This is a genomic window from Methanosarcina sp. 1.H.T.1A.1 (genome assembly GCF_000979295.1).
In the GTDB taxonomy this organism is placed as follows: domain Archaea; phylum Halobacteriota; class Methanosarcinia; order Methanosarcinales; family Methanosarcinaceae; genus Methanosarcina.
The window spans coordinates 1-22159 of sequence record NZ_JJQY01000012.1 but is presented as its reverse complement, the minus strand read 5'-3'; the positions used below and the strand labels follow the sequence as shown (position 1 = coordinate 22159).

Genomic DNA, 22159 nt, shown 5'->3' with positions numbered 1-22159 from the left:
ATGCAGTGCGAAATATGTGGTGCAGAGATCCGTGAAAAGCCTATATCCGTTACAATTGATAACAGCGAACTCCAGGTCTGCCCGAAATGTGCACCGTACGGTAAACCCGTTGATAAACGGACGCCCGTATCAAGGAAAGTCTCTCCGGTAGTTCGTACGGTATCACGAACTGAAAAGAGGCCAAAGAAGGATTTCTTCGATATTTTAAAAGATGAACTTCTGGACAACTACGATCAGATTATCCGAGACGCCAGAGAAGCCAAAGGCTGGTCTCTTGAAGATCTGGCTGAAAACATCAAGGAAAAAGCATCCCTGATCAGAAAGATAGAACGAAGCGAAATAGTACCCGAAGAATCTGTTAGAAAGAAACTGGAACATGCCCTTAATATCAAACTCACCGAACGCACGGATGCCGCAGGGCAGGAAGTCTCTCACATGAGGAAAGATACTACTCTTGGCGACATAGTAAAAATTAAGCGCAAATAAGTGTGGGTTTTAACTGTAAAGGTTTTAATTGAGGTTTTTTTTCCAGCAGTAACAATCGTTTCCGGCAGGTTTTTCCTTCCGGAAACAATTCTAATGGAGAGAGTTTTCATTCTAATAGGTTTTCCTTTAAGCTTCTTGTAATTGTTTTGTCCTCTGCTTTTTTACCCGTCTTTATCTTTTCGGAGTCGTGTTAAAGCTCGATCTCTATATCATAAACCTTTTCAGGATTTTCCTTATGAATGGTCCAGAAAGGTTCTTCCCCATGCGTTTCAATTAGTTTCATGGTCCTTTTCGGGATCGTCTTCGGGCCAAGTACCGCACCCGGCCTGTCAGGGTCATCAATATAATCAGTCTCCATCATAAAGCGAGTCCCTTCTTCAAGCGCCTGCTCGATTGCTCCTTTAACCGATATGACCCCTGGAAAAATCCCAAGTTCTTCACACGTATTTACAAGGGGCGGAGAGTAATGTTTGACTACCCTGTACATTTTTATTCCTGTTTTTTTTGCCCTTTCTGCTATATCCTCAAGTTCGGGCTTTCCCACGCTTTCCGTATGGAGCTGGACTGCGCAGTCCTGTTCTTTTCCGAGAGAAAATGCGTGTTCCATTATCTCATTCGAGGCTGCCCATATCTCTGGGGGTACGGGATAGTGCGGGCGTCCTGATTTTATTCCAACCGCAAGACCTCTTTCCACATATCCGGCAGCAATCTCAAGGCCTTTTTTCATGGTTTCCGTAGCTTCTGATAGTTCCATGTATTCCGTAAGCTTTGAGATCTCAGCAGGGTGGACCCCTAGAACCGGAAAAGCACCAACTCCAATCTCGCGGATTTTTGATGCTATTTCCACGGTTTCGTCAAAGACCGCAAGATAATCCTCAGGTTTCCTGACCGCAATTCCAAGGGACCAGCTGGGTTTGGCGACCAGGATTATATGCGTCCCGCCTGATCTCTGAAACTCTTTTACGGCTTCAAGCCCTCTGGCTCTTGGGTCTATATGCATATGGTTGTCGGTAATCGGAATTTTTGCAGGCATGTTTATTCCTCGAAAATGTCCTGAAAACTCTCTTCAAAACTCTCTTCAAAACTCTCTTCAAAACTCTCTTCAAAACTCTCTTCAAAACTCTCTTCAAACTCTCTTCAAACTCTCTTCAAACTCTCTTCAAACTCTCTTCAAACTCTCTTCAAACTCTCTATTCAGTAGCCTGAATTCTAAATCTCTGGAATTTTTATGAAGGGCTTTCTGGATTGTAATACTATAATCTGAATACTAATTGAGCTCTTTGTTGTTTCGTGCGGGTCTCATCATAAAAACCAATGAGGTCGTGAATTGAGAATCATTCCATCCACAGAGAATGACGAAGAGCCACTAATATGTGCAGGCAATGGTTTTAATTTGAACACTGTACCTATCTTTGTAGGGCACGAGGACAGGATTATATTCTGTGGACCCGTATCTATTTTCTGGATGCATTATTCTATAGTACTATTATATTATTACCCAAAAGTTGAAATATGAGCCTTACGTTGAGTACGCGGCGAGACTCAATTATTCTTCCAAAATTCTTCAAAAGTTTCCCCTTTTTAACTTTTCAATCGCTACGGTTCTTTTAACACGAACCTTATAGATCTGGTGATAACATGACTAAAACCGCAGCAGTAATCAAAGGTGACGGGGTAGGCCCCGAACTTGTGGACGCAATGCTTAAAGTTGCAGAATCCGCTGGTACTGATATCGAATTCGTGATGTGTGAGGCAGGAGCAGGCTGGTGGGAGCAGCATGGCGGCAATTCCCTTATCCCCGATGAGACCTGGCAGATCCTTGACAGCTCCGATGCCTGTTTCAAGGGCCCTACCACAACCCCCGGAGGAATCGGTTCTCCGAGAAGTGTGGCTGTATCCATCAGGAGAAAGTACGACCTCTATGCAAATGTCAGGCCAATAAAGACCTTCCCGAACTCAAGTGCACCTCTCGGGGATGTCGAGATGGTCTGTGTGCGTGAAGGAACGGAAGGGCTTTACATCGGAGAGGAAATCCAGCTCACAGACGATGTTTCCATTGCAATCAGGAAAATTACCCGCACGGCATCCAGCAAGATTGCCCGCTATGCCTTTGAGGACGCTAAAAGGAGAGGTTACGACACTGTTGTGCCCATCCATAAAAGCAATATCCTGAAATTGACCTGCGGCTCTTTCTTAGAAGAAGTCGAAAAGGTTTCAAAGGACTACCCGAACATTGAGGTCTGGCCCTATCATATTGATAACATTGCCCAGCAGCTTATCAAGAATCCCCAGATCTTCAACAAAAAGGTCCTCCTTTCCACCAACCTCTTCATGGACGTTATCAGTGAAGAATGTTCAGCCCTTGTTGGCAGTATCGGGCTCATTTATTCTGCAAACATTGGGGACAATTTTGCAATGTTTGAACCGGCTCACGGCTCAGCCCCGAAGTATGCAGGTCAGGATAAAGTAAACCCTGTTGCAACGGTGCTTGCAGGAGCCTGGATGCTGGACTACCTTGGTGAAAAGGAGAAGTCAGAAGCTATCTTCAAAGCCACTGAGCGCGTAATCTCCGAAGGCAAGTATGTGACCTATGACCTTGGAGGCAGTGCAAAACTCAGTCAGATGACAGATGAGATTGCAAAATACACAGCAGAAATCCTGAAATAAGGATTTTGAGCATCTGTAAAATGAGAATCTGAATGCAACCTAAGCAAAATAAATGATGAAGACTGATATAAGGTTTTATAAAACTGATCTCAGATCTGAAGAACCTTATACCACTTTATCTAATTCTCTTTCTGATTCTTTTTCTGATTCTTTTTCGTTTGCTTTCTTCTTTTTGTCTTTTATTGATTCTTTGTCCTTCGGTTTCTGATTTTTCTCTGTTATCCCGTATATTCTGCTTTCTTTCGCGACTTTAATCCTTTTCTTCTTCCGGTTCCTGGATCTTTCCTTTGCTTTTTAATTTTCCTCCGCCCATATGTGCAGGGTCACAGATTGGCTGGTAGAGGAAGTATTTCTCAACGTAAGCAAGGAGCTCTTCATCTGAGATACAGGAGACTCTTTCTTCTTTATCGTAGAGCTTCTGGATTTCAGTCTGGATCTTAAGCAGTCTCCTGTCATCTTTTTCGACTATGGTTTCGACATCAAGGAGGTTGTTTAAAGTTTCCTGGATCTTGTGACGTATTACCTCAAGGCCCGAAGAGTCGCCTATGAGGAGAAGCCTGGTGCCTCCTACCAGTTCAGGGGGGTAGGGTTCATAGTTGAAGGGATTTTTCAGGACCCCCGCGGCATGGATTCCTGATTCGTGGGCAAATATATTTTTTCCGACAACAGCTTTATTTCTCGGGACTCTGAGACCCAGCTCTTTTTCCATAAACTTTGCAAAACGAGTAACGGGCTCAAGATTATATTTGTCAAAACCTTCAACTCTGTCTGCCAGGAAGAGCAGGATTTTTTCCATCTCGCTGTTTCCTGCACGTTCTCCTATGCCCAGGAAGGTTACACTTGTCCAGTTGGCCCCATGCCAGAAACCTGTAATTGAACTTGCTGCCCCGAATCCGTAATCGTCGTGGATATGAGTTTCTATATTCTTGACCCCAATCTCTTTTTTGAGGTGCTGGATAATTTTCGGAATTCCGTAAGGTTCATCAATATTCATGAACGGCATCCCATATCCAACGGTATCGCAAACTCTTATTATGCAGTTAGGGTCGATCTCCATAATCTTTTTTACCAGGGGGAAAACAAAGCCGTAATTGTCAGCTCTCGTCATATCTTCCAGATGAGCCCTTGTACGAAGCCCGTGGTCCACTGCATACTGAAGGGCGTCAAGATATTTCTCTTCAGCCTCTCCCCTGCCCGAAAGCCTCATCTTTGAATGAATATGCGTATCCGAGACAGACATCAAAATCCCGGTCTCTTCAAGCCCATCTACTTCCAGAATTTTGTCAATGTCAGCTCTTGAAGCTCTTGCCCATCCTGTGATTTCAGGACACTCATATCCCCGGTCGAACATAAGTTCAACAGCATCTCTGTCTCTTTTATTGAATACAAAGGCTTCAAGTTTCTCAATCCCTATCTCGTGCAGGTATTCATAGATTTGAACTTTGTGTTCTCTGCTCAAGACTATTCCCGGCATCTGGGAGCCATCGCGAATAGTGCTGTCACTTATGAATATCTCGTTTCCATAAGGCAGCTTTAGCTTGGGCAGATCTTCATATGATTCGTAAATTTTCATCTATTATCCTCCTTTCTTTCAGGTGGCAGGGCCCTGTATCGAGAGAGCGGGCTTACACTGCTGGGGTTTTTTCCTGTCAAAAAGATGCTGTTATGTATACAGATTAAAAAATCAGATATTAACCCGAAGACGTTCCGCTTCTTGTTTAAAAAACATTTCATTCGGGGAATAACCATCGTTTTTTCTTAAAAGGGCGTTTTAACTTTTCCTCAAAGAGGTACTTTATCAGGAGTACCGGAAACTTAACTATCATGTGTTGTTATAGTTAAAATCTCTTTCTTTCAAAATTACTATATGTATTCTTAAATTTATATAATTAAAATATTTTGGATGATCTCCCCATTGCAGGAAATTTTCGTTCTCTCACTTCTTTTCAAAACCTTTTTCCCACATTCTTTGAAGAATACATGCTTAAGAAGAATACTCACTTCATTTTCGAAGAATTCCTGTTTAAGTTTTTGAAGACTCATTTTTTAAGGTACGGCTCAAAACCAGTACAAACTTTTCTATATGTTTTTTCTGATTCTTTTTTGGCTTCATTAAAGTTTACTTTCCTTTACTGCCCTTCTTGCCGATAATAAGGTATATCTACAGCAAGTTATATTTATAATCGGGTAAATCTGAAACATCTAATTTATGAAAGTCTTTCTATATGCATCTGCATATGGTTTGCACCTGACAAAAATAGTATATTGAAGGCTCGAACTATTACATCATAATTTAATATAATTTTCAAATTATATCGCCATATATTTAATTCATATTCAATATATTTGCTTTACTTTTCCCGAGGTAGAACATGTCCGAAATAGTAAGTGTTAGCGGCGGTCCGACTAAACCGGAAATAATTGCAGTTTCCCTTTCCAAACTCGGACTGCAGGATGGGGATCGGTTTGCAGATGTAGGCTGCGGTACGGGTTCGGTCTCTATTGAAGCAGCCCGGATTACCCGGAACCTGACTATCTATGCAATCGATGCACGTAAAGAAGCTCTCTTTGCTACGGAAGCGAACTTTAAGAATTTCAAGATCGAAAATGCCAGGATCTTAGCCGGTGAAGCCTCGGATCTCCTTGGCTCTGGGGGGTCTATCGATTCAATTGACTGCGCTTTTGTTGGTGGAACTAAAAACATTGACACCGTACTTGAGAAGCTTGTTGAAAAAAAAGCCCGCAGCATTGTGGTAAACGCAGTTCGCATTGAAACCGTTGTCAGAACGATCGAGGCTATGAAGAGACTGGGGATTTTTGATGAGGTAGTCCACGTTGCAGTCTCGAGAAGTGCCCCGATTGCCGGAGAGACTATGTTCAAACCCGAAAACCCGGTATACATAGTTGTCGGAAAAAAGCAAGCCTGAAAATTATCCTTTAATCCCCATCAGTTTAATGAAATCACGTTTTACATTTACCTATTAAAAAAACTATGGAGCTATAATATGTTAATAGGAGTAGGACTTGGTCCCGGAGACTCTGAGCTTCTGACCCTGAAAGCAGTGGATGTTTTGAAAAACAGTGATAAGGTATATGTTCCAGGACGCCTGGCAAAAGACCTTGTAGCCCCTTATGCGGATGCCGAAATCCTTGAGTTTCCCATGATAAGGGATATCGAAGTCCTGAACGCCCTCTGGAAAGAAAATGCAGACCGGGTAGCAGAAGAGTCAAGAAAAGGGACAGTAGCTTTCGGGCTTATAGGTGACCCAAACTTTTTCTCTACTTTCACCCACCTGAAAAAGGTCATGAACAGGCACTACCCGGATGTTGAGACTGCAACAGTGCCGGGAATAAGTTCAATCACGTCTTTTGCTGCAAGGACTAATGTAGCAGTTGAGAGTTCCTTTGAGGTAAGTGACGGTTCTGAAATCGGGTATAAGATCCACCTTAAAGCCACACAGCCTAGAAAGATTATGGAACAGCTCGAAACTGAAGGGTACAGGGAGTTTATTTTTGCAGAGAGGCTCTTTTCGGATAATGAACTGATTATCAGTAAGAAAGAAGATATCCCGGAAAAAGGGAACTATTTCAGTATCATTTACGGAAAGAAATGAATCCACTAAAATGAAACTTTTAATGATCGTTATACAACTTTGAGTATCGGCATACGAGTTTGAATTTCAGCATATAACTTTGAACCAGTTACAGAAAAGCAAAGGGAATGGTCAGATGGAAAGAAAAGTATATTTTGTAGGGGCAGGCCCTGGAAACCCCAAACTGATTACCGTATTGGGGCGTGAGATGCTTGAAAAAGCGGACCTTGTTATATACGCGGGTTCCCTGGTAAACCCCGAAGTCCTTAACTACACGAAGGGAGAGAAAGTAGATAGTTACGGGCTTACCCTTGATGAAACCACGAAACTAATTGCCGATGCCGTGGATGCAGGAAAGTTCGTGGTACGCCTTCACAGCGGAGACCCCTCTCTTTACGGGTCTGTTATAGAGCAGATGGAAGAGTTGAGAAAATACAATATCGGAGTCGAAAGGGTAGCAGGCGTCTCGTCTGTCTTTGCAAGCGCAGCCGCTCTGGGCACCCAGCTTACTCTCAACGGTGTTTCCGATACTCTTATCATCACCCGCCCTGCGGGAAAAACCCTGGAAAAAGACCTTATTCCCGAGCTTTCTGCCTATAATACCACCATGGCAATTTTCCTTGGTACCCAGAAGATCAGGGAAATTATGGAAAAAGTCCGCTGCCCTAAAGATACGCCTGTTGCAGTTGTCTTCCATGCATCCTGGGAGGATGAAGAAGTCATCACAGGGACTGTAGAAGATATTGCAGATAAGGTTAAAGATGCAGGGATCAAGCGCTCGGCAATGATAATTATCGGTGGGGTTGTTGACCCTAAAAACTACAGGAGGTCCTACCTATACGGAGTGGCCCAGGAACCGTTGTAATTACCTTTGAAAGGAACAGGGAAATTGCATCACGGATAGCAGAGCATCTTGAAGCCGACCTTCTTCTCTATGAAAAAGGCGTGTTCAGGAAAGCCTTTGAAAACTACGGGGCAATCGTTGCAGTCTTTGCTACAGGCATTGTAGTAAGGGATATTGCCCCTCTTCTCGATAATAAGTGGTCGGACCCTGCAGTGGTCGTTGTGGACTCAAACCTGAATTTCGCAATTCCCCTCCTTGGAGGGCATCACGGGGCAAACGAGATTTCCCGGAAGATTGCGGAATTGGGTGCAGTTCCTGTGCTCACCACAGCTACTGAGGTTCACGGTAAACCCTCTGTTGAGGGAATTGCTGATAGGTTTGGCTGCGAGATCTTTAATAAAGAGTCCACAATCGCTGTAAACTGTGCACTCCTTGACCAGCAGGTAGAGGTGCTTGAGGTTAAGGGGCCCAGGATTGTTATTGTGGACGAGGATGTTTCCGTGCTTGTGAGAAATAAACAAGCTGCTGAAGTAAAGGACGGCAGTGCCGGAAACAGCTAACAATTTACGCTAATAGCTGACTAAATTACGAAACTGCATGAAAAAGCAGTGGATAAAAGATTACTGATGATTATCGGAATCGGAACCCGCAGGGGCATAACAAAAGAAGAAGTCATTGACGCCGTAAAACAGGCGCTTGATGAGTGCAGCCTGAGTCTCAAAGAGATCACGGGCTTTGCCTCTGCGAAACTTAAAGAAAATGAACAGGGGCTGCTGGAAGCAGGAGAATTGCTCAGTATTCCGGTTAAGTTTTTGCCGGACGAAGTGCTGAACAGCTACAACCCCCCGTCCTCATCCCAGGCTTCGCGCTTTGGGTTAAAAGGGGTTGCAGAGCCTGCAGCTCTTGCTCTCTCGGAAAAACACGAATTGATTTTCAGGAAGAAAGTCTATGGCAGAGTCACAATCGCAATCGCAAGATAAGGCATCCGGCGGAAAACTCTACGTTGTAGGGATCGGACCGGGCTCCGTGGAACAGCTGACCCTCAAAGCCCGGGACGTAATCCTCAATGCTGATTATATTCTCGGGAACAGTACCTACCTGGACCAGATGGAAAGTCTTCTCGGTACTCAGGAGGTAATCCGAAGTTTTATGGGAAAAGAGGTTGAAAGAGCCCGAAAAGCCGTGGAACTTGCAAAAACCGCAAACGTGGTCATGCTCAGCGGGGGCGACACCAACGTCTACGGCATGGCCGGCATCGTGATGGAGGTCGCTGAACACGAGAACCTTGACGTGGACATCGAAATCCTGCCCGGGGTCACAGCAATCCTTGCCGGGGCAAGCATTCTCGGTGCACCCGTGGTGACGGACTTTGCGGTGATCAGTTTAAGCGATCTCTTAACTCCCTGGGAAGTCATCGAAAAGCGGCTTCATATGGCTGCAGACGCTGATTTCGTGATAGGGCTCTACAACCCAAAGAGCCGCAAGAGACAGTCCAACTTTGCAAGGGCAATCGAAATCATCCGCAAGTACAAGGCCGATTCCGTGCCTGTGGGGCTTGTCAAGAATGCCATGAGAGGCGAAGGGGAGGACCAGATCGTGACAACCCTCGGGGAAGTCATGGAGTCTGAGGACTGGGTGGACATGAGCACAGTCATTCTCGTAGGCAATGGGGATTCCCGGACCTGGAAATCTCCGAAAAAGGATCTCATCATAACACCCAGGGGGTATCATAAGAAATATGACTACTGAAAAAAGCAGTGAAGGGAAAGCAGGGGCTCTCGAAAACCTCGAAGAGTTTACCGAGCTTACAGTGGAAGTAGACCCCGAACTTGTGGGCATTTGCAGGGACTCCGGCGCAAGGACTGAAGAGGCCAAAGCCATCTATATGAAAAGCCGGACAATGATCCAGGAAATCGTCGGGAATAACACCCCCGAAGACCGTTTCCGTCAGCGCTGCGTTATTGCCACCGGAGACCTCTCCGTTGCAGACATCATGCGCTTTAACAATGACCCCATCCCTGCCGGGGTTGAAGCAATTAAAAAAGGTGCCCCTATCTTTGTGGATATCAACATGGTAAAAGCCGGGATCACAAAAGCCGGGCACAAATCCGAAATCATCTGCGTGCTTGACGAAGACCGGGACGCTGCAATCGCTAATAAGTACGGGATAACCAGGACTTCGGCAGGTTTCCTTGCTGCCAGAGACAGGCTGGACGGAAGCATTATCGCAATCGGAAATGCACCTTCTGCCCTCATCATGGTCTGCAAGCTGATCGAAAAAGGCGTGAGGCCTGCTCTTATAATCGGGCTTCCTGTTGGTTTTGTAAACGCAGCCGAATCCAGGGAAATGGTCAGGAATCTGAATATCCCTGTTCCCTCAATCAGCTGTGTAGGGACAAGGGGAGGAACTCCGATGGCTGTTGCCTGCGTAAACGAGCTCGTAGCAATTGCAAGGGAAAGCGAGGAGTAAAATTCTCTGCTTTCTTTTTTTAATTTTCTTATCTCAGCCTTTTTTCATTTTCCATATGCTCTGCGCTTAATATTCTGATCTGTATTTAGGGGTCTATAGAAACTCTATTAGCAGAGCAGTTTTATCTCCCAGCAGGAGATTTTAACTTCAAATGAGGCTTCAGGTTTATAATTTAAACAATCTGATCTCACTCTTTTTTTTATTTTTCATGATTATTTTTTCCAAATTGTATTTTAATTTGTAAATATTGTTGCACAGTTTTTTTATACTAAGAAATCTCATCTATGCTCGATCTAATAAAAACAAATTAGATCATATATGGGCAAAAACAATTTTTAAAAAATTATTTTTGCTTATATCTCAACTAGTATTTGAGTAGATAGAGGAATAAAATGAGGAAATCATATACAATAATATTTGCTCTCATAGTCTTGCTTTCAATGGCTATGGGTGTACAGGCACTTGAATCTAAAACAATAGAACGAAATAACGGTGCACATGCATCTGCAGACTGGGTTGAAACAAATGATGATGTAGCTACCTATACTTATCTTTCTGTAACTGAAACAGACTATGGAACTGACATTTACGTCTCAATCTGGACGTACGACGAAACAACGGGTTACTCTTCCGAGAAGTACGGATACATGTTTACAGAGGATAATGTTTTCAGCATAGATAAAAAGCTTAATTCTGCAAGCCTGTCCGAAGTTGAGATTGATGTCTCCGAATGGTACTACGACGAAACGGAAGAGTACTATACATTTGAAGAGGCCGGGACTTTAACTGTCAGTGCTGACTGGACTGGCATTGGTGATGTTTCAAAGGGCAGTTACAGATCGAGCTCAAGGGATGGGGACTATGTATTCAGGAGTGCTGAAAATTCGCTTTCCAGAGAGGCCATAGCCACCGGGTTAATAAATGGGAACGATCTTGGACCAAGTTCTTACTCATGGATGAACATTTTTAAGTCTGCTTATATGAGTATGGAAAAATGATTCTAAAATCCCGTTTTTAAGGGATTTTAAAAGACTCTAAAAAACCTTCCAATTGTGTGCAAGGCTTTATGTTCAACTTATCTAATTCAAGGGTCTTAAAAACCCTTTTTATTCTTTTCTCTTGTTCTCTTCGGATAAAAACGAATTAAGCAAATTCACTGACGTTATGCCGATTAATGAAAGAGTACCAGTGCTTTACATCTCAATATTATTTTTCCTTTATATAAATTTAGATCTGTAGTTGACTATTTTAGTATAAGGCTTAAGAATAAATAATATGAAGTTATGCGCACATTTTTTTACATTCTCCTCCGGGTGAACCAATTGGGCAATAACTTCAATAAGCTGGTTATTTCAGGTATCATTGTCGTGACAACTGTTTTTATTTTGTATATTCCTGTTCCTTTTATGTTTTGGGGACCTGCAGCATCGCTTTTTGTAATACACAATCACTATATTAAGAATCCTGATGTGACAATTGAAGTATTTGATCCACATCCCGAATAAATTATAAATTAAATATGCAGTTTAGAACCTGAAAGTGATGTGTCGCGATCTCGTCCTTTTAGTTTAAGGTTTCACAAGGAAAAAAGAGAGTACATATTTAATGTAACCATGAATAACCAGATTACAAGCATGTCTAAACTGGAGATTCCGTATAGTCACGCTTTAGTCGATATAAGGTTGTACAGCAAGGACTATGAGTCCGGCGAGATTGTCTCAATTTCCATGGATGTTGAAGAAATGGTATGAGATGAAACAGGTCAAATTTACTGTTTCCTTCTCAAAATCTGTGTTTCAAATTATGTTTCAATTTTTAAATTGTGTTCAATATACACATCTTACTTACTAAATACTTAAAGTAACCACCTTAAGTGGTTCTGGTAGACCATCGAGAACCCTACAAGGATAAGCACTATTCCGGCTCCCTTTTTGAAGGCTACGTCATACTTTGATATGAGCTTTATTTTCGAAGTGGAGAGGTGAGCTGAGTATGCGAGTAGTAGCATGGGTACCGCAAACCCTGCAGAATAAATGGAAAGGGTTAGTGCACCGGTAGCAGCGTTTCCTTCCAGGGCTACCATGGTCAGGATTGAGGCAAGGATCGGTCCCACACAGGGGATCCAGAGCACTCCGAGGGAAAGCCCTAAAAGAAAGCCAGAGATCGGTCCTTCGTCTTTCATTCCTGCAAGAAGGGGGAATCTTGCAAAGGCGTTAAACAGGCTTATATCAAAGAGTATTGCAAGACCCATTGTGATAATAAGAATCTCTGCAAGGATTTTCAGCTGCCCTATGTACGCCTGAAAAGCTGCTCCGAAAGTGGAGGTCACAACTCCCATGAGGGTAAAGGATATCGATACTCCAAGTACTATAGCAAGGGGTCTTAACTTTCCTTTTCCTGTTGAGCTTGCAAGGACTGCAGGAAGAAGGGGGAGGATGCATGGGGACAGGACGCTGAGTACTCCTGCGCCAAATGCAGCTAGAGGGGAAATCGCTTCATAATACATGGTCTGGTTCGCTGTTTTTCAGTTCGGTTTTTTATTTTAGTTTTTTACTTTAGTTTTTTATAATACTGCTTTTTTATCCGGAAATCTGTTTTCAGTCCAAACTCCGTCGAAAGCCTGAATTTTCAGCCGATGCAGGATGTTTGATGCCGTTTTTCCGGGCAGGTCACTTTTTATTCTGCATTTACGTTCTCATAGTAAAGAATAGCCCTGTCAAGGAGCTCTTCGTACACCTGCTTTTCTCCAAGTCCCATAACTCTTGCCTGGAATCTGTCTGTGGTAACGTTTCCATCTTCCTGCATGTAAACATATTCTCCGTTTTCAATGCCTACGACTACAAAGGAATCCGGGATATAAGCTATTCTGAAATATGCTGCTAGGTGAGGGCTCTGATCTATATCTGCAGACATGACCACGGCTCTTCCTCCGTATTCTGCAGCCAGCTCGCTCAGGATGGGTTTCATCTGCCGACACGGTCCGCATCTCTCAGATCCAATTTTCAATAAAACCGGGCCTTCCTGAATGGATGTATTTATCTGTTCCAGATCGGTTATTTCTACAACAACACTTTTCTCCTGGATTTCCTGAGTACTTGTGGAGTTGTCCGGGTTTTCAGTACAGCCTGCCGTAAAAAGCACAGCTGTAAGCAGGATTAGTAATATAATTAATTTATTCATGTTCTCAACATTGGTTGTTCTTTTTATAGTTCTTTAGGCTTTCTGTATTGATAATTCTCTCTTATCACAAATAATTTTATTTCTACTGATTCTGAAAGCCTGAATTCTGCAATAGAATTATCCATAACACTCAAATAATTAACCGTAAACTACGGTACGAATTATCTGTAAATACCTATATGTGAATATCTATCTGCGGACCACTCGATTAAAGGGATTCGATAGGATAAATATCAATAACTATATTAGATTCCTGTGGCAGGAATGGAATCCAAAATCCGGGAAATACATTATATAAACAAAAAATAAAAAGAAAAATAAAAAGGATCTATTCCGATAAAGGAATGCAATTCCGATAAAGAAACTTAATAATTATGAATTGTGTAAACCTTTTTACTCTGCCTTACTTTTCCTCAAGGATTTTTTCTACTGCATTCACGACATTTTCAAAATTCTTCTGCCACTCCGTGCTGTGTTTAAGCTGGTCCTGAACGATCGTACCCTTGTCTTCCATTTCTGCGATTTTGGGCTCTATAGGAAGTCTGGCAAGGACAGGGACATTAAAGTCTTCTGCGGCTTTTTCAACGCCTCCACTTCCGAATACATCTATAGGCTTATTGCAGTGAGGGCAGATAAGTCCATGCATATTGTCCACAAGCCCTATTATAGGTACATTTAGTTTTTCCGAGAATGTGATTGATTTCCGAACACTGATAAGGGCTACATCCTGAGGGGTTGTAACAAGCACGGAACCGTCACAGTTGGGGATAAGCTGGGCTACACTCAGGGGTTCGTCTCCCGTTCCCGGCGGAAGGTCGATAAGCAGAAAGTCAAGCTTCCCCCAGTAAACTTCTTCCAGGAACTGCTTGATTGCTCCCATTTTGGCAGGTCCCCTCCAGATTATAGGTGAGTCTTTGTTTTCGAGCAGGAAACCAATAGACATTATTGAGAGGTTGGGAAGCACCTGAATTGGGATAATTCCTTCTTCATTTACTTCAGGTCTTGCGGACTCCAGCCCGAAGATAGTAGGGACAGTCGGACCGTGGATATCACAGTCAAGAAGACCGACCCTGTGTCCGCGGAGGGCAAGCCCGACAGCGAGATTTGCGGCAACCGTACTTTTTCCTACTCCGCCTTTCCCGCTCATTACCATTATCTTGCGTTTGATGCGCCTGAGGCTGACTACGATTTTTGGCTCCTCGGGCTTTTTCGATAAGCTTTCCAGTGATTGAACCTTATCTTTCATTTTTTATCGCCTGTGTAAAAATTCCGCATTTTTCAGTTTTTCCCCGTTTCAAATCTCTCTTTTACGCGTCAACATCATCTCTAATGTCAGTACCCTCAGCCCTGATATAGTTACCGCCTTTTATCTCAATCGCTTTTCCTGTGCTGAGGGCGAGTGCTACTTTCATTCTGGCGGCTTTCAGGTCTTCCCAGAACGCTCTCCTTGATATCCCTACCCTGGTGGCTGCGTCCTCCTGTCTAAGGCCTTCAACATCCACAAGCCTCAGGGCTTCAAGTTCTTCTACTGTGAGGGATACCACTTCAAGATCCGAAAGTGGAACCCCCCTGGGCTTGAAATATGTGACATCAGGGGTTTGCTCAACGCGCCTCGGGCATTTTGGTCTTCCTCTGCATTTTTTCATAGGTTACTTATGTACATTGTTGAATAAATATATAACAATTTCTCTTTTCAAATAGAAAACTATAAATATTTACACTCATATGGGTGAAATTGTACTTTCTATATCTCTGACGTCTCTGCGTTTGTGAGGGGCTGATATGCCTCCACTTTATTCGAAAAATCTACAGAGAAATGTATGGTTTGAGAGTCAGCGGATTTTATATTGGAGCATAAAATATGAAAATCTGCATAAGTGCCTTTGGAAAGGATCCTGATTCTGAAGTGGACCCTCAATTCGGAAGATGCAATTATTTTGTGATCATTGATCCGGAGATAGGGTCAGTAACATCAATCAAAAATCCCGGGTCCGAAGCCTCCGGTGGCGCAGGGATCCGGGCAGCAGAGGAAATTGCGAGCGCAGGGGTAGACACCCTCTTAACGGGAAGTGTGGGGCCGAACTCTTTCTCCATACTCTCCGAAGCAGGTATTGAAATCCATTCTGGAATCAGAGGTACGGTATCCTTTGCCCTTCGAGAGTATCAATCCGGAAAGCTTTCCCTCCTTGAGAGCCCGAACGCTTCCACTCATATCGGTATGAGGAAGAGTTGAGTTAAAGGTCCAAACTAAGGACCCGTCACAGAAAAAACTATGCACATGGTTCGATTGGATGCCTTGATTTTCAAGATCATTATCACTAATTGCAAACCAACTCTGTGATAAATATACATAATTTATTTTGTGACAGCTACTAAGAACAAAATCTCATAAATAAGAAAAATTTTGTAACAATATTTTCTGTGAAATGTCTGGAAATTTAAAGGTGAGCTATATGAAAGTATGTGTACCTACAAGAGATAACAACGGCATGGAAGGAACTATAGAACAGCACTTTGGAAAGGCTCCCACTTATACTATCCTGGATACTGACAGTGGAGAAGTTTCCGTAATCCCTAATACTAGCGAGCATATGGGTGGAGTAGGCCTGCCTCCTGAGTTCCTTTATAAAAATGGGGTGAATATTATGCTTTGTTCGGGACTGGGGTACAAAGCTGTCAAGATGTTTGAGTCTTATGGAATCAATGTTTTCGTGGGTGTCGAAGGTACGGTTCAGGATGCGATCGGAGCCTGGAAAGCAGGTCAGCTCCGTAGTGCCAGTGCCGAAAACACCTGTGCAGAACACGAGCACCATCACTGAGAGATGGGCTCCTCAGTTTATGTAAGGGTGAGAAGGCGCAGCTCATGAAAATTGCAATTGCAAGCGGCAAAGGCGGTACAGGGAAAACCACGGTTGCAGTAAACCTTGCTCTTGCTCTCGAAGACGTGCAGCTTTTTGACTGTGATGTGGAAGAGCCTAATTGCAACCTGTTTCTGGATTTTGAACTGGAGCCTGTAGAAGAAGTAACCTGTCTGGTTCCGGAAATTAATCCTGATAAGTGTACTCTTTGCGGGAATTGTGCTGATTTCTGTAAGTATAATGCTCTGGCTGCCCTTCCCATACAGATCATGTTCTTTCCTTCCCTCTGCCACGGCTGTGGCGGCTGCAGCCTTGTCTGTCCGGCAGGAGCCATAGAAGAAAAGCCCAGGTCTATCGGAAGGATCGAAAAAGCATCATCTTCTCAAACCTCTCTTAAATTTCTCCGCGGTATCCTGAACATAGGGGAAGCTATGGCAACGCCGGTCATCAGGTCGCTTCAGCGGCATCTCGATGAAAGCAGACCTGCAATCATTGATTCCCCTCCCGGAACGGCATGTTCAGTCCTTGCAGTCATTGGGGGTGCGGATTACTGTGTGCTTGTGACAGAGTCGACTCCATTCGGTTTCCACGATTTCCTTCTTGCCCTGGAAGCTACAAGGGCTCTTAATGTTCCTGTGGGGGTCGTTCTCAACCGTGACGGGCTTGGAGATTCAAGGGTGGAAGAGTTTTGCAGAGCTGAAGGGATTCCTATTCTGCTCCGCATTCCTAATGATAGGATGATTGCCAGGCTCTATTCAGAGGGCATTCCCTTTGTTAAGGAAATGCCTGACTGGAAGGAAAAGTTCGAAGATATGTTCGAAACGATAAAAGCACTGGCTTGTAAAAGTACGGGGGTACAATGAGGCAGCTGGCTATAATTAGCGGAAAAGGTGGATGTGGAAAGACCACCCTTACAGCTGCCTTTTCTTCTCTCTCCGGAAATGCTGTACTTGCTGATTGTGATGTTGATGCATCCGACCTGCCTCTTATCCTTAAGCCCCAGGTACTTAAAACAGAGGATTGTCTGGGACTGGAACTTGCTTCCATTGATCTGAATCTCTGTACTGACTGCGGCATCTGCCGGGAAACCTGCAGATTCGGAGCAGTCCTTGAAAACTTCACGATAAATCCGTATGGCTGCGAAGGTTGTGCAGTCTGTACTGTCGCCTGCCCTGAAAACGCGGTTTCCCTGATGCCGAGAGTTTCTGGGCAGGCAGTTTCCTCCATAACCCGTTTCGGGCCAATGGCTCATGCAAAACTGGGCACTGGAGAGGAAGCAAGTGGAAAACTTGTGAACCTGGTCCGAAAAAAGGCCGTAGAACTTGCAGATAGATATTCCTGCAAACTCGTTCTTATTGACGGCCCTCCCGGCACTGGCTGCCCTGTTATGGCAGCAATTACCGGAACAGACCTTGTCCTTGTGCTTAGCGAACCCACTGTTTCCGGACTCCACGACCTGAAACGGGCAATCGAACTTACTGCATATTTCAAAATCCCGACTGTTGCCTGCATTAACAAATATGATCTCAACGAGAAAAAGAGCCTTGAAATTGAGGCTTTTTGCAGGGAAGCCGGAATTCCTCTTCTTGCCCGTTTACCTTATGCGGACATAACTACAGAGGCAATGATGATGGAAGAAACCGTGATCGAATATGCTGCTCATTCCGGGGACACCGGGGCTGTAGAGTTTGCAAATATTGTACGTAACCTCTGGGCAGAGATCGAAATAAGGCTTTCAGAAACTTTCAATAACGAAATATGCCCAAAAGCCTCCGGATCAGGGAACCTTAACTTTTCGGAATAATTTTAACTCAAATGTTAGAAAGTTAAATAATATGGCAACTGTTAACTAATATTGCAGTCTGTCCTTTGAATCTTATTCATAAACAGTTGATGAAGCTGGTATTAATTCGGCACTGATCTCAATAATTCGGCAGTGAATTAAATAATTCTATAGTGAGTTCTATAATTCTATAGTGAGTTCAATAAGTAGTTGGTGAGGGAATAAAATGGATTATACTCAACTTGCAGAGAAATTGGTCAAGTTCCTTGACCTCAGGTACGAACCGGTGGCAGTGAAAGTTGTTAAAAAAGGAGAGCCTATGCCCGAAGGGTATAAAGAGCCCGAGAAAAACCTCAGGCACTGCCAGTCTATCATGAAAGCCAGGAAAGGGGAGTCTTTCATAATTCCTGCAGGTAAACATGCCTGCGTGGTAGGAGCCTCAAGCCTTGGGATCATTCCTTCGCCTGAAAAGGTGGCTTCAGGAGAGTTCCACCATAACCTTGGGATGTTTGATAGTGTGGAGGCAGCAGCAGGAATGATCGCAAACCGTCCCATTTTTGAGCCCGAAAGTAGAACCGCAACTGTTGTAGGGCCTCTGAAGGATGCAAAGGTCGAGCCCGATGTAGTTATTCTTGTGGACAGGCCGGAAACCGTTTACTGGATAGTCCCGGCAAGTACCTACTATAAAGGCGGGAGGGTAAACTTTAGCAGTGCAGCTTTTCAGGCAACCTGCGCCGACACAACTATCCTGCCGACCTTGACTGGGGAAATAAATATCTCTTTAGGCTGCTTCGGGTGCAGGAAAGCTACTGACATCGAAAATGATGAAATGCTTATGGGGATTCCTTTCAATAAACTTGAAAACATTGTTAATGCCCTTGAAAAACTCTCCGAAGGTCCGTTGCCGAAAGCAAGGCAGAAATAAATCCTTGATTTTTCCATTTTTTCTTTTCTCATTGAGTTTTTTCTTTTCTCATTGAGTTTTTTCTTTTCTCATTGAGTTTTTTCATCTATTTTACTTATCATCAATTCTACCAGTACATTTTCTGGCTCTCATAGAAATATTTATACCTGCAAAGTTTATTTATGATTATAGTATCCTATTGGTGTTAAAAATCCCTTGGAGAAAAAGTGTGCAGTGTGCGTTGTGCAGAAATAAGGAATGTTTGATAGGCAAAAACTGCTCTGTTATCAAATCGAGACTCGAGTATAGCGGCGATGATCTTAAATCGATCCAGATGGCCGCCTGGCTTGAGTCAGACTCTGCAAAAAGGACAAAATTAGAAGAAATTGCAATTTACTCAAAGAGGCTTGGGTACAGGAGGATAGGAATTGCTTTCTGTATTGAGCATGAGAGGGAAGCAAGGCTGGTTTATGATCTACTTTCAAGATATTTTGAGGTGTTTTCAGTTTGCTGCAAGGTTTGCAGCCTCGAAAAAGAAAGTCTTGGTCTCAGAAAAACCGGCAATTTGGAATTTGAAGCTGTCTGCAATCCTATAGGACAGGCCCTCCTCCTTAACGATGATCACACTAACCTGAATATCATGCTTGGGCTCAAGACCGGCTATGATATTCTCTTTGCAGAATACTCGGAAGCCCCTTCGATAACACTTCCGCTCCTGGAATTGCCCTATCTCGGGGATTCAGAAATTGATTTTATAGAATGAATTTGTAGAAATAATTCTTTTATTTTTGTGATTTTAAGCCCTGGAGAAATGCATGTCTGAAAAATCGAAATGTAAATCTGAAACTGACTCTAAACCCGATTCCGAACTCCTGAAAATCAGGGCTCATCACCTCTGTTGTATCCAGGGATTCCAGGGATATGGATACAGCCCGGCTTTTGTTGCCAATATGCGGGCTGTGATTTCGGATCTTGAGACTCTTCCTTCCAGACTTCTCAAGCTTGTAACTGTGTGTGATGCAATCTGCGTTTCCTGTCCCAGTAAAAGGGAATGCACCATTCAGGAATCTGCTCTCTCCCGCGGGATCAGGCAAATGGACCTCGTTGTCCTGGAGAAATTAAGGATAGATGACGGAACTGTTATAAAGGCAGATGAAGCCTTCAGGCTCATAAATTCAAAACTTAACAAAGCTTCGGATATCGAAGATGTATGTGGGGCCTGCAAATGGAGGCAGAAATGCCTCTGGTATATGCAGGAATAAAGATAAGACGGGCTGGACTAAGTCCTCGAGGGGATGCCGAGTTCCCGGCTTAAAACACTTTCTTAACCTTTTTTTCTTAAACCTCTTTTTCAAGCGTTCTGCCTGATTTCCGGTTATTTACCTCAAGCCTGCACTGATTTCATAGATTTTTGCAAGAAATTCAATGTTCTGGACTGCATTCTGTTCTATCCCCAGCTCGTCCGGAGAAAAGCCGAGAGCAAGGCCAAGGAGCTGGGAGTAATGGAGAACGGGGATAGAGTAGTCAGTTCCGAACTTCTCATTGACTGCAAGCTGCCCTTTGTCAAACTGAAGGTGGCAGAAGGGGCATGCATTGACAATACAGTCCACTCCTGCATTCCGGATGCAGGCAAGCTTATGTTCAAGCATTTCCAGGGATTCGGCAGCGTGCCCTGAACGGACGCCTCCTCCTGCTCCGCAGCACATCATTTTGTCTGTATAATCCACACTTTTTGCACCAGTGGCTTCAACCAGCTCATCAAAGAATACCGGAGCTTCTGTTTCTCCAAGGTTTCTGTCCTTTGAGGGCTTGATCAGGTGGCATCCGTAATGAAGGGCTACTTTCAGGTCAAGGGGGGTTGTGATGCAGCCCTTGAGTTTCTCAGGTCCGAATTCCCTGTGAAGAAACTCGATTATGTGCCTTACCTCTGCGGTTCCCTTAAACTCCATGCCTATCTCTTTGAGGCAGGTGTTTGTGCAGGCTTTCATTTCAGGGTCTTTTTTAAGTTCTATATTCGCGTCTGCCAGGGACCCATAGCAGCCGTTGCAAACTGTCAGGACATCCCTCTCCATTTTTTCCGAGAGGGCGATGTTTCGGCTGGCAAGGGCAAGCCAGGTTGCTTTATCAAAAGACTTGAACACTCCCGGGGCAGGGCAGCAGGAGGCTCCTGGCAGGTCGGATGCATCAACTTCAAGTTTTTGCAGGCAGAGTTTTGTTGCTTTCTCAATTCCCGGGTAGCGGTTGGGTACGATACAGCCAAGAAACAGCGATAGTTTTGCCATATTTTTCTGCCTCCTTATTTTTCAGCCACAAGCTCGTCGAATTTGCAGGTTTTGAGAAGGATTTTCAGCCCATCAAGAGCTTCCGGATATTTCTGGACGGTTTCAGGTATCGGGTCCAGCCCGAGTTCTTCCCTTTTTTTCTTTGTTTCCTCATCGAGGGGGACTGCATGTCCGCACTCAAGCACCATTTCCGAAACACGGCGGTGTTCGGGAAGCATGAAACCTTCCCTGACTGCGAGCCTCCTTAACTCAAGAATAGCATCTGTGATTGGTATTCCGCGTGGGCAGCGCTCCTGGCATGTGTAGCAGGTTGTACAGAGCCACAGGGCGTCATCTGAGAGAACAGTAGCTCTGTTCTTGCGTGCATCTCGAATTATTCTTCGGGTATTGAGCCCGGTATGCCGTCCCGAAGGACAGCTTCCTGTGCATGTGCCGCAGTGCATGCAGGAAAGTACCTCAAGTCCTGCCGCCTTTAACACTTTTAGCAATTCTTCACTCATACAGGTTCACTGTCTGGTTTTGAGTCTGGTTTTTATATTGATTCTTCCGTTTTAAAAAAGCAAATATGATCGAAAGAAACAGATCGGAGTAAAACACTGAAATCAGAGTAAGACACTGGGATCAGAGTAAGACACTGGGATCAGAGTAAAACACTGAGATCAGAGTAAAACACTGAGATCAGAGTAAAACACTGCACTCAGGGGTAGTTGACATAAATTCCCTACCATATGTTCGTATTACTCTCATAATATTTAACCTAAACTAAATCTATTCAGGGTTAAAATCCGAGATCGAGAGATGGACCACAGTTCCTGAATACTTATTGGAGACTTTATTGAAATCAAAAATAGCGTATATCTTTTCAGGAGTGGTTGTAACTTTATTTTTTAATATCATTTTTCAGGTCCGGTTTAACGTTCATGGGCAAAGGTTATATTTTTCTATGCCCCGTAAAATCTTTGATGGTTTCTAATATGTCTCTTCTTATATAAAAATCAAGTTTCCTGCCGTAAAATCCCACATCCCCATATAGGTTTCTATTCTTTCCGTGCAGCTTTTGCTCTGATATGTTCCTGTCTCTTATACACATCT

Annotated in this window: 25 protein-coding genes; 17 read left to right on the top strand and 8 right to left on the bottom strand. The window is 43.8% G+C overall.

Going from position 1 to position 22159, the window contains the following annotated elements; all coding sequences use genetic code 11:
• Complete coding sequence (locus EO95_RS01675; RefSeq protein WP_048131538.1) at positions 1-486, top strand: multiprotein bridging factor aMBF1; 486 nt, start codon at positions 1-3, stop codon at positions 484-486.
• A gap of 190 nt (positions 487-676) precedes the next feature.
• On the opposite strand, the gene EO95_RS01670 is transcribed toward EO95_RS01675, so the two are convergent.
• Complete coding sequence (locus EO95_RS01670) at positions 677-1519, bottom strand: TatD family hydrolase (RefSeq protein ID WP_048131537.1); 843 nt, start codon at positions 1517-1519, stop codon at positions 677-679.
• 605 nt (positions 1520-2124) lie between these two features.
• On the opposite strand from EO95_RS01670, the gene EO95_RS01665 reads away from it, so the two are divergent.
• Positions 2125-3153 carry an isocitrate/isopropylmalate dehydrogenase family protein gene (locus EO95_RS01665; protein WP_048131536.1) on the top strand — a complete coding sequence of 343 codons (1029 nt, stop codon included), beginning with the start codon at positions 2125-2127 and terminating at the stop codon, positions 3151-3153.
• 250 nt (positions 3154-3403) lie between these two features.
• On the opposite strand, the gene EO95_RS01660 is transcribed toward EO95_RS01665, so the two are convergent.
• A complete protein-coding gene (locus EO95_RS01660) occupies positions 3404-4726 on the bottom strand; it encodes an isopropylmalate synthase (RefSeq protein ID WP_048131535.1) in 1323 nt (440 codons plus the stop codon).
• A gap of 799 nt (positions 4727-5525) precedes the next feature.
• Here EO95_RS01660 and cbiT point away from each other — a divergent pair.
• The 8 genes from cbiT to EO95_RS01620 all read left to right on the top strand — a co-directional run bounded on the left by cbiT (position 5526) and on the right by EO95_RS01620 (position 11058).
• Positions 5526-6080, top strand: coding sequence for a precorrin-6Y C5,15-methyltransferase (decarboxylating) subunit CbiT (cbiT, locus tag EO95_RS01655; RefSeq protein WP_048131534.1), 555 nt, complete (start codon positions 5526-5528; stop codon positions 6078-6080).
• Positions 6081-6158: 78 nt separating this feature from the next.
• Positions 6159-6767, top strand: a complete 609-nt coding sequence (locus EO95_RS01650) for a cobalt-factor II C(20)-methyltransferase (protein WP_048131533.1) — start codon at positions 6159-6161, stop codon at positions 6765-6767.
• Between the two features lie 115 nt (positions 6768-6882).
• Positions 6883-7611 carry a cobalt-precorrin-4/precorrin-4 C(11)-methyltransferase gene (locus tag EO95_RS01645; RefSeq protein ID WP_048131532.1) on the top strand — a complete coding sequence of 243 codons (729 nt, stop codon included), beginning with the start codon at positions 6883-6885 and terminating at the stop codon, positions 7609-7611.
• An 80-nt stretch (positions 7612-7691) separates the two neighbouring features.
• Positions 7692-8150, top strand: a complete 459-nt coding sequence (locus EO95_RS01640) for a cobalamin biosynthesis protein CbiG (RefSeq protein WP_235282814.1) — start codon at positions 7692-7694, stop codon at positions 8148-8150.
• Positions 8151-8216: 66 nt separating this feature from the next.
• The gene (locus EO95_RS01635) at positions 8217-8570 is read left to right on the top strand and encodes a cobalamin biosynthesis protein (protein WP_048131530.1); all 354 of its coding nucleotides are present in this window, start codon (positions 8217-8219) and stop codon (positions 8568-8570) included.
• Positions 8539-9339 (top strand): precorrin-3B C(17)-methyltransferase, encoded by an 801-nt coding sequence (gene cobJ, locus EO95_RS01630; RefSeq protein WP_048131529.1) that lies wholly within the window; start codon positions 8539-8541, stop codon positions 9337-9339. Before EO95_RS01635 ends, cobJ begins: the two co-directional genes overlap by 32 nt.
• Positions 9329-10060: a precorrin-8X methylmutase gene (locus EO95_RS01625; RefSeq protein ID WP_048131528.1), complete on the top strand. Its 732-nt coding sequence runs from the start codon at positions 9329-9331 to the stop codon at positions 10058-10060. The genes cobJ and EO95_RS01625 overlap by 11 nt, the downstream gene beginning before the upstream one ends.
• Before the next feature lie 440 nt (positions 10061-10500).
• Positions 10501-11058: a hypothetical protein gene (locus EO95_RS01620; protein ID WP_156163950.1), complete on the top strand. Its 558-nt coding sequence runs from the start codon at positions 10501-10503 to the stop codon at positions 11056-11058.
• Positions 11059-11915: 857 nt separating this feature from the next.
• Here EO95_RS01620 and EO95_RS01615 read toward each other — a convergent pair.
• The 4 genes from EO95_RS01615 to EO95_RS01600 form a co-directional block, all read right to left on the bottom strand.
• A complete protein-coding gene (locus tag EO95_RS01615; RefSeq protein ID WP_048131526.1) occupies positions 11916-12566 on the bottom strand; it encodes a cytochrome c biogenesis CcdA family protein in 651 nt (216 codons plus the stop codon).
• Positions 12567-12736: 170 nt separating this feature from the next.
• The gene (locus EO95_RS01610; RefSeq protein ID WP_048131525.1) at positions 12737-13240 is read right to left on the bottom strand and encodes a co-chaperone YbbN; all 504 of its coding nucleotides are present in this window, start codon (positions 13238-13240) and stop codon (positions 12737-12739) included.
• A 403-nt stretch (positions 13241-13643) separates the two neighbouring features.
• A complete protein-coding gene (locus EO95_RS01605; protein WP_048131524.1) occupies positions 13644-14486 on the bottom strand; it encodes an Mrp/NBP35 family ATP-binding protein in 843 nt (280 codons plus the stop codon).
• 61 nt (positions 14487-14547) lie between these two features.
• On the bottom strand, positions 14548-14886 hold the full coding sequence (locus tag EO95_RS01600) for a DUF134 domain-containing protein (protein ID WP_048131523.1): 339 nt from the start codon (positions 14884-14886) through the stop codon (positions 14548-14550).
• A 215-nt stretch (positions 14887-15101) separates the two neighbouring features.
• On the opposite strand from EO95_RS01600, the gene EO95_RS01595 reads away from it, so the two are divergent.
• The 7 genes from EO95_RS01595 to EO95_RS01565 all read left to right on the top strand — a co-directional run bounded on the left by EO95_RS01595 (position 15102) and on the right by EO95_RS01565 (position 20047).
• Positions 15102-15473 (top strand): NifB/NifX family molybdenum-iron cluster-binding protein, encoded by a 372-nt coding sequence (locus EO95_RS01595; protein WP_048131522.1) that lies wholly within the window; start codon positions 15102-15104, stop codon positions 15471-15473.
• Positions 15474-15693: 220 nt separating this feature from the next.
• Positions 15694-16059 (top strand): NifB/NifX family molybdenum-iron cluster-binding protein, encoded by a 366-nt coding sequence (locus EO95_RS01590; RefSeq protein ID WP_048131521.1) that lies wholly within the window; start codon positions 15694-15696, stop codon positions 16057-16059.
• Between the two features lie 44 nt (positions 16060-16103).
• Entirely contained in the window at positions 16104-16961 is an 858-nt protein-coding gene (locus tag EO95_RS01585; RefSeq protein WP_048131520.1) for an ATP-binding protein, read from the top strand.
• Complete coding sequence (locus tag EO95_RS01580; protein ID WP_048131519.1) at positions 16958-17902, top strand: ATP-binding protein; 945 nt, start codon at positions 16958-16960, stop codon at positions 17900-17902. Before EO95_RS01585 ends, EO95_RS01580 begins: the two co-directional genes overlap by 4 nt.
• 205 nt (positions 17903-18107) lie before the next feature.
• Entirely contained in the window at positions 18108-18806 is a 699-nt protein-coding gene (locus tag EO95_RS01575) for a DUF169 domain-containing protein (protein WP_048131518.1), read from the top strand.
• A gap of 241 nt (positions 18807-19047) precedes the next feature.
• Positions 19048-19548, top strand: coding sequence for a DUF1847 domain-containing protein (locus tag EO95_RS01570; RefSeq protein WP_235282813.1), 501 nt, complete (start codon positions 19048-19050; stop codon positions 19546-19548).
• 52 nt (positions 19549-19600) lie between these two features.
• A complete protein-coding gene (locus EO95_RS01565) occupies positions 19601-20047 on the top strand; it encodes a DUF1284 domain-containing protein (RefSeq protein WP_048131516.1) in 447 nt (148 codons plus the stop codon).
• Positions 20048-20164: 117 nt separating this feature from the next.
• Here the strand turns inward: EO95_RS01565 and hdrB are convergent, their stop codons facing one another.
• Positions 20165-21067 carry a CoB--CoM heterodisulfide reductase subunit B gene (hdrB, locus tag EO95_RS01560; RefSeq protein WP_048131515.1) on the bottom strand — a complete coding sequence of 301 codons (903 nt, stop codon included), beginning with the start codon at positions 21065-21067 and terminating at the stop codon, positions 20165-20167.
• 14 nt (positions 21068-21081) lie between these two features.
• Positions 21082-21567: a CoB--CoM heterodisulfide reductase subunit C gene (hdrC, locus tag EO95_RS01555; RefSeq protein WP_048131514.1), complete on the bottom strand. Its 486-nt coding sequence runs from the start codon at positions 21565-21567 to the stop codon at positions 21082-21084.
• Positions 21568-22159: the final 592 nt, after the last annotated feature.